Here is a 13,267-nt window from a genome sequence, read left to right as displayed (position 1 = left end):
GTCGACCAGACGATGTGATAACGATGATAGAAGACGCAATGCTTGCCCGTCGAATATTGCATGATCTTATCCTCCCAAAATGAGCCTTTGCCCCGGCTGCGGCTCATTTTGGGAGGATAAGATCATAGGACGATTCTTCGTGCTGAAGCGATCCCGTCTGGAAGACGGGGGGTTTAGACCAAGGCGTGGATATTAAATTAATGCAACAGTCCCTCTGTGAGTATATGGCGGGTCATCACCACACCCTCATAGATCGCTTCCTCGGCGGTTCGCGCCGTCGCGCAATCGCCTATTGACAGGATCGGGATGGCCAACCCCTCAATGTCCTCCTGCAGCTTAGTATTGGCGCGGCGCCCATCTACTGTCACGACCGTGTCGATATCTTCGCAAATCACCGGCATGCTGCTAACGGCATGGGCAAGATAGACCGTCGTGCCGTCCACGCCGAAAAGGCGAGTGTAGGGAATCACTTCGATCTCGGCTTCGTGCAGCTTTCCGATCCAGTAGTCGCGGGTGTAGTTGGGCACGTTTTGTCCTGCGGTCATGCCGTTCACGGCAAGGCGCACCCGATGGCCAGCGGTGGCAAGCTGCATCGCCACGCCGATACCTGTCCAGTCGCATCGCCAGTCCGCGACCAGAACGCTGCCGCCTGGCCTTACCTTCCCAGACAAGACATCCTCTGCCGAAATGACGTGACCGTTTTCGGCCCCTTCGAAATCTGGAGGGGCTATGGTCGATCCGGTTGCCAGGATCACCAGATTGGGTTTCTCAGCCTCGATCAGTCGTCGGTTGACCGTGCTGTTCAGGTGCAGAACAATATCATGCGCCTTCATCTCTTCGAGCATGTTTGTGATCATGCCACCGAACTCGCTGCGGCCAGGCAAAAGCTGCGCCAGCTTTACTTGCCCGCCCAACAGTGCATCGGCTTCGTGAAGCTGAACGCGATGGCCGTCCTCGGCTGCCGTAAGGGCAGCACGCATGCCCGCGGGGCCACCACCCACGACAAGGACGCGCCGAGCCTCAGAAGCGGTTTTTGCCGGGGCCAAGTGCAGCTTGCGCCCGGTTCGGGGAGTCTGAATGCAGGAGATGGAATAGCCGCGGTGAAATCGCCCGATGCAGGACTGATCACAGCCGATGCAGGCGCGTATCTGATCGGATCTGCCTGAACGGGCTTTGTTCGGCATATCGGGGTCGGTGATCAGGGCCCGGGTCATAGCCACCATGTCGGCCTGACCAGCGGAAAGCACCCGCTCGCCTACCTGCGGATCGTTGATCCGACCCGCGACCATCACCGGTACGCTCACCACCTGCTTCAGCCGTGCCGCGTGCGGTGCGACATAGGCGGGCTCGATCTCCATCGGGGGGACAACGTGAATGGAGCCGGAAAGGCCGGCCATCGAACCAATCGTGGTGTTGATGTAATCCACCACCCCGTTTTCATCGAGGATTCGGCAAATCTCCTGGACCTCGCCGCTTTCAAGCCCGCCCAGCTCCAGTTCCTCGGCAGAAATGCGCAGCCCAACCGTGATCCCCGGACCGACCTTGCTACGGACGAGAGCGAGCGCCTCGGTCAGGGCGCGCATCCTGTTGTCCAGCGAACCACCGTAACAATCGGTGTGCTGATTAACCTGAGGGTTCAGGAACTGAGCGAAGAGCAACCCATGGCTCGCCATGAGCTCGATGCCGTCATACCCTGCTTCGGCGTAGCGGCGCGCACCTTCTCCCGCTGCGTCGATGATGGCCTCTACCAAGTCCGTGGACATGGATAGCGGCACGACCTGATTGCGATGCTCAGGCGTCGCGGATGGGGCGAGGACGACGCCGCGCAATCCGCCGGTGACACGGCGCGTCACGCGGCCCGCGTGCGATAGCTGTCCGAAGATGCGGGTCCCGCGCCTATGCACCGCCGCTGCAAGGCTCGCAAAATGGGGGATGGCATCGTCGTCATGGATCAATAGATCGTTCGCGTCCGACAGTGAACTTGCGTGAAATCGCGCCGCTTCGTTCACGATCAATCCCACGCCGCCCTGGGCGCGGGCTTCTTGGTAGGCAATCAGATCCTCCTTAGGCACGCCGTCCTTGGCGAGATAGGTTTGGTGCCCAGTCGAAAGAATACGATTGCGTACCCGGGTCGGGCCGAGATCAATTTCCGAGAAGAGCCGTTCGAATTTTGAAGACACTGGTTTACTCCTCTATATCGCCGGACCCACTGTAACCGTTCAGGTTTGGCTGCCCCGGCCCGCGCGATCTTGATTACGTTGACCGATCCTGACGCTAAGCCCATTCCTACACTTCTTGCAATGTCAGACAATTTCCGTTTCGTAATCCACTAGAACTTGCGAGTTTAGGACCGGTGAGAATATCGAAGCGACTTTTGCTCCGACAACTGAGAAAATTTCTACCGAAACCCTCCAAGCGTAATCCTTGATTTGGAACGGAATTTTGCGCAACGTAAGAAAGTACACATTAGTCCATGACCTTCCAATTCCGCGCGCGGGTGCCAATTGGAAAACTTCATCGAAGCAACCGGGCAGGGAACCAAAATAATGCTACATTTTGATCGGTCAGAGTTTGATATGAGATTGGCCGAAACACGAAAGCTAATGCGTCGAGATGGCTTTGATGCGCTAATCGTGTTCGCGCAGGAAAGTCATTTTTATCTGACCGGATATGACACAAAGGGCTTCGTCTTCTTTCAATGTGCAGTGGTGACAGCTGATGACACCCCGGTGACCCTGCTTACCCGCCGACCCGACTTGGAGCAGGCGCGGCGCACATCCATCATGGAGGATATTCGCCTATGGTATGACGCACCGGGGGCTGATCCAACTCTGGAATTGCAAGAGATCCTAACTGAAAAGGGACTGAAGGGTGCGCGCGTTGGCGTCGAGCTACGCAACTTCGGGCTGACTGGCTATAACCACGAATTACTACGCCAAAGGTTCACAAACTGGTGCGAATTATTGGATGCCTCGCATCTGGTGCGTGAATTGCGATTAATTAAATCAGAGGCAGAGATCGCTTATGTCCGGCAGGCGGCCGAACTGGCCGACCAGTCGCTGGAGGCTATGATCAACGCCACGGGTCCCGGCGTCTTCGAGGGCCATATAGCCGCCGCTGGGATCGTCCCGATCCTGAATGGCGGTGGAGACATGCCCCCTTCCGGACCTGTTCTTGGGTCGGGCGACCGGGCATTGCTGGTGCGCAGTGCGACAGGATACCGCAACCTTGACGCCGAAGACCAACTGACAATCGAGCATGCAGGCAGTTACCGCCATTATTGTGCCTGCCTCATGCGCACACTAACTGTCGGCAAAGCTGGGGCGGCGCATCAGGACATGTTCAACGCAACAAGCGATGCGATGGCCGCCATGACGGACGCAGCGCGGACCGGCAACACCATAGGACAGATTGACGACGCGCATCGCGCGACGTTTGATTCGGCTGGATACGGTGAGATACGCATGTCGGCTTGCGGCTATTCGCTCGGCGCGACCTACGCGCCCTCGTGGATGGACGTACCGCCGATGATCCATTCAGGCAACGACATGCCGATCCGTGCCGGGATGATCCTGTTCCTTCATGCAATCCTGATTGACGGCCCGCGCAATCTGGCCATGTCGGCAGGTTATACGATCTTGACGCGCGAGGATGGTAAGGCACCCAAGGTGCTGAGCCGCGTGCCTCTGGAGCTCATCAGTCGTTAGAGCTTTTTCGTGAGAACGTTGAATCGTCGGATTGAACGAACCCGCTGACGCGTGATGAGTGTCGCTTTTGGGGTAATGGCCTCCTGATGAGTAGGTTTGGTTGCTGAGACCAGCCTTTGACCAGGAGACCATCCCATGGCTAATGCCAAATCAGCGGTAAGCCCGCTGCGTCGCCGTATGATCGACGTTATGGCGCTTCGCGACCTATCGCCGGCCACACAACGATCTTATATGCAAACGGTTGCCAAGTTCAGCCGGTATTTCGATCAATCACCAGATCAGCTTGATCTGGAAGATGTCCGAGGCTTTCAAGTTTATCTGGTATCGCAGGGTATTTCGTGGCCAGCGCCCAATCAGACGGTCTGTGCGTCGCGCATTTTCTATGTTGTAACGTTGAACTGGGCAGAGATCCCAGCGCGGATTGCATACGCGCGCACGCCACGCAATCTTCCAGCGATCCTAAGCGCGGACAAGGTAGTGCGTTTTCTCGAGGCCGTACCGTCCCTAGACCCCATGATCGCGTTGTGAGCTGACTGGTTTGGTGGTCTCCCCCGCGGCATTCTCCGTTCGAGGATTGCTCCGGATTGGCCGGCGCCGAGCCTCAAGAATGGGAGAGAGACCATATGCAGGATAGCACATTCATCGGGTTGGATGTCCACAGAACCACAAACCCCATAGCGCAAAACCTGCCCGCGAGTTTGTTCAATCCGGCTTCAATGAGGTCGCGGACAGCGGCGGTTTGATCCAAGTGTTGTAGCCCGCGACCTCACAGAACCCTCCAGATTCCACAAGTATGATTTTGTGATTCATCCAGTTTGGGAGGACGGATCATGTCAGCACCTTTACCGACTGCGCTGCGTGCGCGTTTTCAGCAGTATATCGAAGTGGGTTTGAGTGGGCGTGCCGCTGGGTTGCTGTTGAAGGTTTCGGCGGCCACGGGTTCCAGATGGGCGCGTCAAGTGGAATTTGGCTATTTAAGTATTTAGGCCCCCGAATTTTCAAGCGTCGGAAGCGGAGCACAGGTATGTCCAGGCTGATAGCGCGTGGGTTCGCACGACATGCAGGAATTCCTCGATATCAACATGCTCGTCGTGTGAGCCCATGCCATGGGGGTAAGGCCCGTATACATAGGCAGGAACGCCGTGAAGTCTCCAAAGGCGGGCATCGGTACCACCGAGGCTGACAATCGGGGTCGGGCGTGGATAGCCGAAGTCCTCCACGTTGTTCTGGATGATCTCGACCATCTCATGATACGGATCGCACCATGAAGGCTCGTCTCCGCCAACGACCTCCCATTCCACGCCCGGATGGCGTTCCGCAATCTTTTCGACATGAGGCAACAAATCCGATTTGGACATACCGACTGGCAGGCGCAGATCCGCTGTAAAACGGCACTCGGACGGGATCATGTTCACTTTCTCACCGCCTTGAATGGTGCCGATGTTCAGCGTCACGCGTGACACAAGATCGCCGGCACCCGCGCCCATCATCCTGTCCATAGCGGACCGCCCGGCATTGACGGCGCTTAAGACGTTGTGCGGTGGATCGCCCACCAGTTCGGTCAATTCTTCAAGATCGCGTGCAACAGCCATGGCAATCTTGGTCGCGCTTTCGGTGATATGGACATAAGCGCCATGCGCCCCATCGGCGCGGGCCGTGAATTCGATCCAGAGCGGGCCCCGCTCTCCAAAACGCACAGATTCCGGACCGCCGGGTTCACCATTCAAAAGGCAGTCGCCATGCACTTCGGGGTGGTGCTCCATAAGGTAGCGCGCACCCCAAGGCCCGAAGGTCTCCTCATCCGAAACGCAGGTCAGGGTCAGCTTGCCCGGCAGATGGTCCTTCAATCGGTTCAACATGCAATAAGTGACGATCGAAGCGGTCGTTCCAGGCTTCATATCGCACGCTCCGCGTCCGTAGATCTTGCCATCCACCTCCTCGGCGTCCCAAGGGTCACGGGACCAGCCCGCGTGGCTTTCGGGGACAGGAAAGACGTCGATGTGCCCATTAAGCACCAGATGCCGCCCCGGAGTAGAGCCCTCGAAGGACGCAACGATGTTGGGCATTTGGGGATGCGGATCAATAGTGCGGTGTTCGAGGCCTTGCGCATTGAGATAATCGCGCACCACCTGCGCAGCCTCAAGCGTGTCGCCGGGCGGATTGGGTGAGCGCGCGCGCAGGAGTGTCTTGAGAAATTCGATAATCGCCTCACGCTCTTCATCCAGCCAGTCGAGGATCTGCTGACGGCCCTGTTCGTGTCTGGAGGTCATGTCCAATTCCTTTCTATCTGGTCCCGCAGGCGATACCACATCAGGATGAGTGGCAGCACCCAAGGGTTGCCGCTATAACCGGGGAATGTCGGGAACCGCCCTTCGGCGAACGCGCTTTCGCTATTTCTACTAAGCATCATCCGCGCTGTCTGATATCCCATCCAAGTTTGCATCGCGACACCGCTTCCTTGGCAACCAAGCGCGTAATGGACACCCTTGTGTTCGCCCAGATGAGGGAGAAAATCGAAGGTAAACGCCACATTCCCGTTCCAGCTGTGACTGATGCGCACGTCGTTCAATTGTGGCCAAACCCGTGTCATCACGTGTCGAAGGCGGCGCGCGCTTTCACGCGGGTCGATCGCCGTCGTGCCTACGCGACCGCCCCATAGAACCCGTTTGTGATCGGGCGACAGACGGAAATAGCTCAGAACCCTGCGCGTATCCGCAAGGCCACGAGCATGCGGCACCAGCTCTCGCGCAAGTTCGGGGGGTATTTCCTCAGTGGCAATCAAGAAACTGGCGACCGGTATTACCCGGCGGCGGAACCACGGCGCCTCCTGACCTGTATAGCCGTTGGTGCCCAGCATAACCTTGTCGGTGCGGATTGTGCCCCGGCTTGTCTCAACCCGCCAGCCATCGGGGCCGCGCGTCATGCCGGTCACGTGGGTCTGGCCCAACAGAATTGCGCCAGCCCGCTTTGATGAATCGGCCAGTCCGCCCACATACTTCGCCGGATGGATTGTCGCTGCGCCCTCGGCCATCTGGCCACCGTGATAGAAATCGCTCCCGATCTCTTCACGCTGGCGACCCGGCGGAACCATGCGAACCGGCAGGCCCGTCAATTCCTCGGTAAAATCTGCGCTGCGTGCCAAAGCATCATAATGTCTGTGCGTCCACGCACAGGAAAAGCGGCCGACCTTCGCAAAGTCACAGTCGATCTTCTCGCGTGTGATCAAGTCCTCAAGAAAGGGCAGTGTTCCGGCCGACTCTTTCAGCAACCGCGTGGCGCGGTCCTTGCCCACATCCTTAATCAGCTCGGTCTGAGCATGTTTGAGACCACCTGACACCAGCCCGCCATTACGGGAGCTTGCCCCCTGCCCGATCCGCTTGCTATCGAGCACAACGCAATTGGTTCCGTTGCGTGCCAGTTCCAGCGCACAGGAAAGCCCCGCATAGCCGCCACCGACGATGCACACATCGACTTTCTTCACAATCTCATCTGGCGCCCCGATACCGGGCAGCGCGGCGTCCCACCAATACGGCTGCATTTTGAAATCAGGAGTAAAGAGGCGGTTATCGGACACGGGTTTGACTTACTTCCTCGATTGGAGAAGTTGCGAAAGAGTCAGCATCAGCACCGACAAGGCAACAAGTAGTGTGGAAATCGCCGCGATCGTCGGATCAATCTCGTCGCGTAGCGCAAGGAACATCCGCCGTGTGAGAGTCGCCTTGTCCCCACCCGCGATCAACAACGCGATCACGACCTCGTCCAACGATATGATGAACGCCAACAGCGCACCGGATAGGACAGAATTGCGGATCTGCGGCAATGTCACAGTCAGAAACGCCCAAGGCCGCGATGCACCCATCGAGCGCGCAACCATTTCCTGATTGATATCGAAATTCTGCAACCCCGCCGTGACCGTGATCATCACCAGCGGAATGGCCAAGATGGTATGCGCCAACACCAGCCCCAGAATGGTGGAATTCAGCCCGACCGGCGCAAACGTTAGGAAAAGTCCCACCGCCAGCAGAATGATCGGAATGACCATAGGAAGCGTCAGCAACACGGTTAGGTATCTGCTTAGCCGAGCCTTGGTCGCATGAAGCCCATAGGAGGCCAGGGTGCCCGTCACCGTGGCAAGGATCATGGTTAGGACCGCGACCTGAAATGACACTGATGTCGCCCGGATCCATTCGGGCGACTCGAAATAGGCTCGGTACCAACGCAGCGACCACGTTTCCGGCGGGAATTGGAGGTAGCGCGAATCCGAAAAGCTCATCGGTATCACAAGCAGCGTCGGAGCGATCAGGAAGAAAAGCACCAGAAAGCAGACCACATAAAGCCAGAGCCGCTGTAGATGCGTGACTTGGGTATCGGTCGCAGGACTGTTCAGCATGTCATTTGCCCTCCGTCGCCGCGAATGCACCAGTTAGCCGCCCGAACACCCAGAGAATACCAAGCGTTATCACCAGCAGGACAACACCCAGCGCGCTTGCCGCGCCCCAGTCTGCATAGACCGCCATTGAACGTTCAATCTGCATGGCCCACATCATTACTCTGCCCCCGCCTAGCAGCGCAGGCGTCACATAAAAGCCCAGCGAGAGCACGAAAACCAGGATCATCCCAGCGCCGAGCCCCGGCAGCGTGAGTGGGACGTAGATCTGCCAGAATGCCTTGACCGGTGACGCCCCGAGGTTCGACGCAGCCTTCATCAGGTCGAAATCGACCGTTTTCATACTGGCATAAAGCGGCAACACGAAAAACGGCAACATGATATGCACCATTCCAATGGTCGTGCCGGTAAAGTTATGCACCAATTTCAGCGGAGCATCGATCAGCCCCAGATCCATCAGCCATGTGTTAATCAGGCCCCTGCGTTGCAGCAACACCAACCACGCATATGTCCGTACCAGAAGCGATGTCCAGAACGGGAACAATACGCATAGCAAAATCAAGCTCGACATGCGCGGACCCAGTTGCGAGGCCATGTAAGCGACTGGATAGCCCATCAGTATGCACAGGCCCGTAACCAAAAAAGCCAACTCGAAAGTGGTAATTAACGTTGTCTTGTAGGAAGGATGAACCAAGCGGGCGTAGTTTTCCACGGTAAACCCGTCTGAACCATAGATCGACATCCAGAACAGCCAGCCGATAGGTACCAATACCAAACTGCCGACAAGGATCAGAGCCGGCAGCGAAAGAGCCATCAGCTTGCGATGTTCTGCACGCGCCTGACGCTCCAACGCCTGCGCATTTTCCGGCAACCCGCCAGTCGCAGGGTCGAGCGCGCTCATACTTTGTCCTCCTCGGCCAGGATCACCGTGTCCTGCACCAGCCAGGAAAGGCGCACTTCGCTACCGGGCTCCGGCAGTGAAGTGTTGCTACGATGCTGACTGCGCACAGCGATTTCGTGATTTCCATGGATGTTGATATAGCTGACGAAACTGTCGCCTTGAAACACGTTCTGGCGCAGCGTCCCGCTAATCTGGTTCTCGTTTTCACTCGGTAAGCCCTCGGCGATGTGAAGCATTTCGGGGCGCAAGATTAGGATTTGATCGGGCCTATTTGAGGTCGGAACAGCCTCGATCTTGATTGGTTGTCCGAACAGGCTGGCAGACCCATTCCTGACCTCGACCGGGAGACGGTAAGTCTCTCCGATAAAGCTGGCCACGAAGAAAGTCTCGGGCCGCTCATAGAGGCGCTGTGGCGGATCGACCTGTTGTATGCAGCCCTCATTGATCACGGCGATCCGGTCCGACATGGTCAACGCCTCGCGTTGGTCGTGGGTGACATAGACAGTGGTTATTCCCAAACGATCATGCAGGGCACGAACCTCAAATTGCATCTGCTCGCGCAGGTTCTTGTCAAGTGCCGAAAGGGGTTCGTCCATCAACAGGATGCGCGGCTCGAAGATCACCGCTCGCGCCAGCGCCACGCGCTGTCTCTGGCCACCCGACAACGCGTTGATGTTGCGATCACCCAGCTCTTTCATCTGCACGAGGTCAAGCGCCCGGCCAACACGCTCACCGATTTCAGCCTTGCCGATGCTGCGAAGTTTCAGCGGATAGGCGAGATTCTCAGCGACCGTCATATGCGGAAACAGCGCGTAGTTCTGAAACACCATGCCGATATCGCGATTGTGCGGCGGCAGCAGCAGAATTTCGTCGTCACCGAATTTCACCGAACCGCTATCAGGGCGCACGAATCCGGCCAGCACCATCAGCAAAGTCGTCTTGCCTGACCCGGAAGGGCCCAGAAGCGTCATAAATTCACCGCTCTGGATGTCGATGCTCACGTTATCAAGCGCATAGAATTCGCCGTAAGTCTTGACCAGTGAATGCACGTGGATCGGCAAGGCCTTGTCCCGGCCCGTCACCGCCGAGACGATGTCCGGCCCGGCAGTAGCAGGGCCGGTCGTTCTGGATATATCAGCCATGAATGATCAGTTCTGGATGAAGAAGTCGAATTCTTGGGTAAGCGTGTCGAGATTCGCGGCCCAGTAATTTGAGTCCAGCACAAAGCCTTTTGCGCTGTTGTCGGGATGGCTGGGCAGGCCATTAGCTACGTCCTCGGGGATGACACCGGTATCAAAGGCATCAGAGTTCGCCGGACCGTAATTGATAAACAACGCGATCCGCGCTTGCACCTCGGGACGGCTCATGATCTCGATCGCCTTCATCGCCAAGTCCTTGTTCTTGGTTCCTTTCGGGATGACCCAGCAATCAGTCAGCACGATCTGCTCTTCCCAAGTAATGCTGAACGGGGCACCCTCGTCGGCGATGGATTGTGCGCGACCGTTCCAGACCATCGCCATATCGACCTCTCCATCCTGAAGAACCTGCGCGGATTGCGCGCCCGAACTCCACCATACCGCCACATCATCCTTGATCTCTTCAAGCTTTTTGAAGGCGCGTTCGGTGTCGAGCGGGTAAAGTTCATCCATTGGCACGCCGTCCGCGATCAAGGCAGCTTCCAAATTGTAGACCGGACTGCGGCGTAGGCTACGCGGCCCCGGATACGTCTCTGTATCCCAAAAATCGGCCCAAGAGTTCGGCTTGTCGTCAGAATAGACTTCGTCGTTGCGTGCCAGCACGGCCCCATAGACTAGGTTGGAAATCCAACCCTTACCCTTCATGCTGTCGGGGATGCCGGGAATCGCGAGAATTTCGTCGCTCAGCATCTCGACATTGCCCTCGCTTTCCAATAAGGCACAACTGTAATTACCTTGCTGAGTCAAATCCCATGTCGGGCTGCCCGAGGCAACCTGCAAGCGGACATCAGCTGCACCAGAGGTAGTATCCTCGATGATTTTGATGCCGAGTTCTTCTTCTACGACATTGAACCATGCATCACGTTGAGCCTGCTGATAAACGCCGCCCCATGATGCGATGGTCAGCGTATCCTGTGCATAAGCCACTCCGGTACCTGATGCGACAACAGCCGTGAGCGCCGTAGCGGTCAAAAGTGTTCTGCGAACTCCCATTTTATTACGATCTCCCTATTGGTTTCTTGGTTAAGTAGTTAATTGACGCTCTCTCGAATCAGCGGCGAAGTCGAGCAATGAATCCCACCGCCGTTCATCTGCATCCGGTCATACGGCACGATGACGATCTCGACGCCTTCGGCTTCAAGCTCAGAGCGCGTAGCGTCGGAAATCCCGTCGGGCATCAGTACACGCCGCGGCCGCACTGCAATGCCGTTCACGATCCAGCGATTGTCGGCCTCGCTCATTTCTATGGCGCGGATGCCCAACTCTTTGAGCTTTTCAAGGAAAGTGAAGGGCAGCCCCTGCGTCCAGACAAGTGCCAGATCTTGTGCGATCATCAGAAAATGCCCGTCAATGTGAATGTCATAACCGCGCAGATCGACGACCAGCAATTCAACGCCGACATGAGCCAGAACATCGCGGATCTGAGCAATACCTTCATCGTTCTGACGGATACCTCGCCCGATCACAGCGGTTTTCGAGTTGAGCCAGGCAAAGCTGCCACCTTCGGCCATCGCGCGGCCCTGTAAGGTTCGCAGTATCGGCACACCGGCCCGTGCCAGCGCGCGGGTGACAACCTGTTCTTCGCCCTGCCGCATACGAGGAGCGAGGCGCGTGACGATCGCACCGCCGGGCACCGCGATGCAAGAATCGCGCGTGTAAACCGATTTGAACCGACCGCCAGTTACACCTTCGAGGTAGATCACTTCAGCGCCTTCGGCGCGCAGCGCATTTGCCAACCCGTCATGCTGTGCTTGCAACTCTTCCAGATCCGGAATGTCGCGGCTCTGCCAATACCAGCCTTCATCGACATCGCCATATCCGCCGGTCTGTTCGATCGTCTTGTTACGATCGATTACATCAAACTCAGAACCCGGACGATGCATCAGGACCGCGTGGATCTGGCCGACATCATTGTTGCACCCCCAGTTTCGTCCCCACAAGCGCTCCATTCTTCCGCGATCTTCGAAAACGGGATCGGGTTCCGAGCCGAACAACTTGATCGTGGCACTGTAGACGGCAGTGTCCTTCTGGGCTGGAGCCTTTGTGGTCATCATGGCCTTCCTCAGGAGACTTGCGTTGATTTGAAACTACGCTAGGCTGTGAGTTTGATTATAACAACAGCAGGAAAATTCTAATTTAATGGACGAAAACTCACATCACGGAGAGCATGGCCGGGCCGAGATGAAAGAAAAGGAACAGGAGAAAAGCACGGGTTCGCTGCGTCGTCTTCCACCCTTTAGCGCGCTCCGCGCCTTCGAAGCCGCAGGGCGACGGGGCAATTTGAGCCACGCAGCAGAAGAACTCTACGTCACTCACGGTGCCATCAGCAAACAAGTCAAGTCGCTGGAAGAGGCGCTTGGCGTCACTCTGACGCGCCGGGCCGGACGCGGGATCCAGCTGACCTCCAACGGGCGGCGGTTGCTTCCCTACCTGACCAAGGCATTCGACGATATCTACGCCGCGCTGCGAAGTGTGAGCAGCGAGACCTTTGATGGTGATATGGTCATCGCCTGCATGCCCGGTCTCACGAATGCTTGGCTCATCCCGCGGCTGCCGACTTTCCTGAATCAGTATCCAAACGTGTCTATAACAGTGCTTCCGACCAGCCAATTAAACAATTACCACGCTGATATCGAAATCCGGTATGGGCGGCCCGAATGGCCAAATCGGAATATCACGATGCTTCGGCAACTTGACGTGTTCCCCGTATGCAGTCCCCGGCTGATGAACGGCGCCTACCCAGTGCGCCGGATCGATGACTTGTTCAAGCACACGCTGATCGACGAGCCCGATGGCTCACATTGGCGCGAATTCTTCGTCTCGCAAGGCAAGGACCCATCCAAGGTGACGCGCACCCTGCGCTTTCAGGATTTCACACATTGCATAACCGCCGCACGCGATGGGCTTGGTATTGCGATGGGTGACGATCTAACGATGGCGAGTGATCTGGCCGCAGGCCGATTAATTAGGCCCCTGCTCACACAGATCCGCCGGCAGAGTTTGGCTTATTACCTGCTAACTGCACCAGACCAACCCCTGACCGGCGCGATGAGGGCCTTCATTGACTGGCTAACAA

At 57.1% G+C, this 13,267-nt stretch carries 11 protein-coding genes; 3 read left to right on the top strand and 8 right to left on the bottom strand.

The genetic code is table 11. The annotated features are described in order from the left end of the window. Positions 1 to 197: 197 nt before the first annotated feature. Entirely contained in the window at positions 198 to 2,180 is a 1,983-nt protein-coding gene (locus ACEW8G_RS07655; RefSeq protein WP_373487838.1) for an FAD-dependent oxidoreductase, read from the bottom strand. A gap of 366 nt (positions 2,181 to 2,546) precedes the next feature. Here ACEW8G_RS07655 and ACEW8G_RS07650 point away from each other — a divergent pair, with 366 nt between their 5' ends. Next, a complete protein-coding gene (locus ACEW8G_RS07650; RefSeq protein WP_373487837.1) occupies positions 2,547 to 3,707 on the top strand; it encodes a M24 family metallopeptidase in 1,161 nt (386 codons plus the stop codon). A gap of 135 nt (positions 3,708 to 3,842) precedes the next feature. After that, entirely contained in the window at positions 3,843 to 4,235 is a 393-nt protein-coding gene (locus ACEW8G_RS07645; protein ID WP_373487836.1) for a phage integrase N-terminal SAM-like domain-containing protein, read from the top strand. A gap of 470 nt (positions 4,236 to 4,705) precedes the next feature. On the opposite strand, the gene ACEW8G_RS07640 is transcribed toward ACEW8G_RS07645, so the two are convergent. From ACEW8G_RS07640 to ACEW8G_RS07610, 7 genes are read right to left on the bottom strand one after another with little or no spacing between them, the layout of a single operon-like run. Beyond that, positions 4,706 to 5,977, bottom strand: a complete 1,272-nt coding sequence (locus tag ACEW8G_RS07640) for a M20/M25/M40 family metallo-hydrolase (protein WP_373487835.1) — start codon at positions 5,975 to 5,977, stop codon at positions 4,706 to 4,708. After that, complete coding sequence (locus tag ACEW8G_RS07635) at positions 5,974 to 7,281, bottom strand: NAD(P)/FAD-dependent oxidoreductase (protein ID WP_373487834.1); 1,308 nt, start codon at positions 7,279 to 7,281, stop codon at positions 5,974 to 5,976. Before ACEW8G_RS07635 ends, ACEW8G_RS07640 begins: the two co-directional genes overlap by 4 nt. Positions 7,282 to 7,290: 9 nt before the next feature. After that, on the bottom strand, positions 7,291 to 8,097 hold the full coding sequence (locus ACEW8G_RS07630; protein ID WP_373487833.1) for an ABC transporter permease: 807 nt from the start codon (positions 8,095 to 8,097) through the stop codon (positions 7,291 to 7,293). Position 8,098: 1 nt separating this feature from the next. After that, positions 8,099 to 8,995: an ABC transporter permease gene (locus tag ACEW8G_RS07625; protein ID WP_373487832.1), complete on the bottom strand. Its 897-nt coding sequence runs from the start codon at positions 8,993 to 8,995 to the stop codon at positions 8,099 to 8,101. Further along, positions 8,992 to 10,137, bottom strand: coding sequence for an ABC transporter ATP-binding protein (locus tag ACEW8G_RS07620; RefSeq protein WP_373487831.1), 1,146 nt, complete (start codon positions 10,135 to 10,137; stop codon positions 8,992 to 8,994). Before ACEW8G_RS07620 ends, ACEW8G_RS07625 begins: the two co-directional genes overlap by 4 nt. 6 nt (positions 10,138 to 10,143) lie before the next feature. Next, positions 10,144 to 11,163: an ABC transporter substrate-binding protein gene (locus ACEW8G_RS07615; protein ID WP_373487830.1), complete on the bottom strand. Its 1,020-nt coding sequence runs from the start codon at positions 11,161 to 11,163 to the stop codon at positions 10,144 to 10,146. A 59-nt stretch (positions 11,164 to 11,222) separates the two neighbouring features. Then, positions 11,223 to 12,245, bottom strand: a complete 1,023-nt coding sequence (locus ACEW8G_RS07610) for a dimethylarginine dimethylaminohydrolase family protein (RefSeq protein WP_373487829.1) — start codon at positions 12,243 to 12,245, stop codon at positions 11,223 to 11,225. A gap of 85 nt (positions 12,246 to 12,330) precedes the next feature. Between ACEW8G_RS07610 and ACEW8G_RS07605 the strand changes: the two genes are divergently transcribed. Beyond that, positions 12,331 to 13,267: LysR substrate-binding domain-containing protein (locus ACEW8G_RS07605; protein WP_373487828.1), on the top strand; the 937-nt coding region annotated here is incomplete at its 3' end.

The sequence above is a fragment of the Blastomonas sp. genome (assembly GCF_041747255.1).
In the GTDB taxonomy this organism is placed as follows: Bacteria; Pseudomonadota; Alphaproteobacteria; order Sphingomonadales; family Sphingomonadaceae; genus Blastomonas.
This window is presented reverse-complemented; position numbering and strand designations above follow the sequence as displayed.

What these genes read in the sequence shown, in the direction of transcription:
- ACEW8G_RS07630 (WP_373487833.1), bottom strand. Translation starts at nt 8,097, where the DNA reads ATGCTGAACAGTCCTGCGACCGATACCCAAGTCACGCATCTACAGCGG.
- ACEW8G_RS07650 (WP_373487837.1), top strand. Translation starts at nt 2,547, where the DNA reads ATGCTACATTTTGATCGGTCAGAGTTTGATATGAGATTGGCCGAAACA.
- ACEW8G_RS07620 (WP_373487831.1), bottom strand. Translation starts at nt 10,137, where the DNA reads ATGGCTGATATATCCAGAACGACCGGCCCTGCTACTGCCGGGCCGGAC.
- ACEW8G_RS07610 (WP_373487829.1), bottom strand. Translation starts at nt 12,245, where the DNA reads ATGATGACCACAAAGGCTCCAGCCCAGAAGGACACTGCCGTCTACAGT.
- ACEW8G_RS07640 (WP_373487835.1), bottom strand. Translation starts at nt 5,977, where the DNA reads ATGACCTCCAGACACGAACAGGGCCGTCAGCAGATCCTCGACTGGCTG.
- ACEW8G_RS07645 (WP_373487836.1), top strand. Translation starts at nt 3,843, where the DNA reads ATGGCTAATGCCAAATCAGCGGTAAGCCCGCTGCGTCGCCGTATGATC.
- ACEW8G_RS07625 (WP_373487832.1), bottom strand. Translation starts at nt 8,995, where the DNA reads ATGAGCGCGCTCGACCCTGCGACTGGCGGGTTGCCGGAAAATGCGCAG.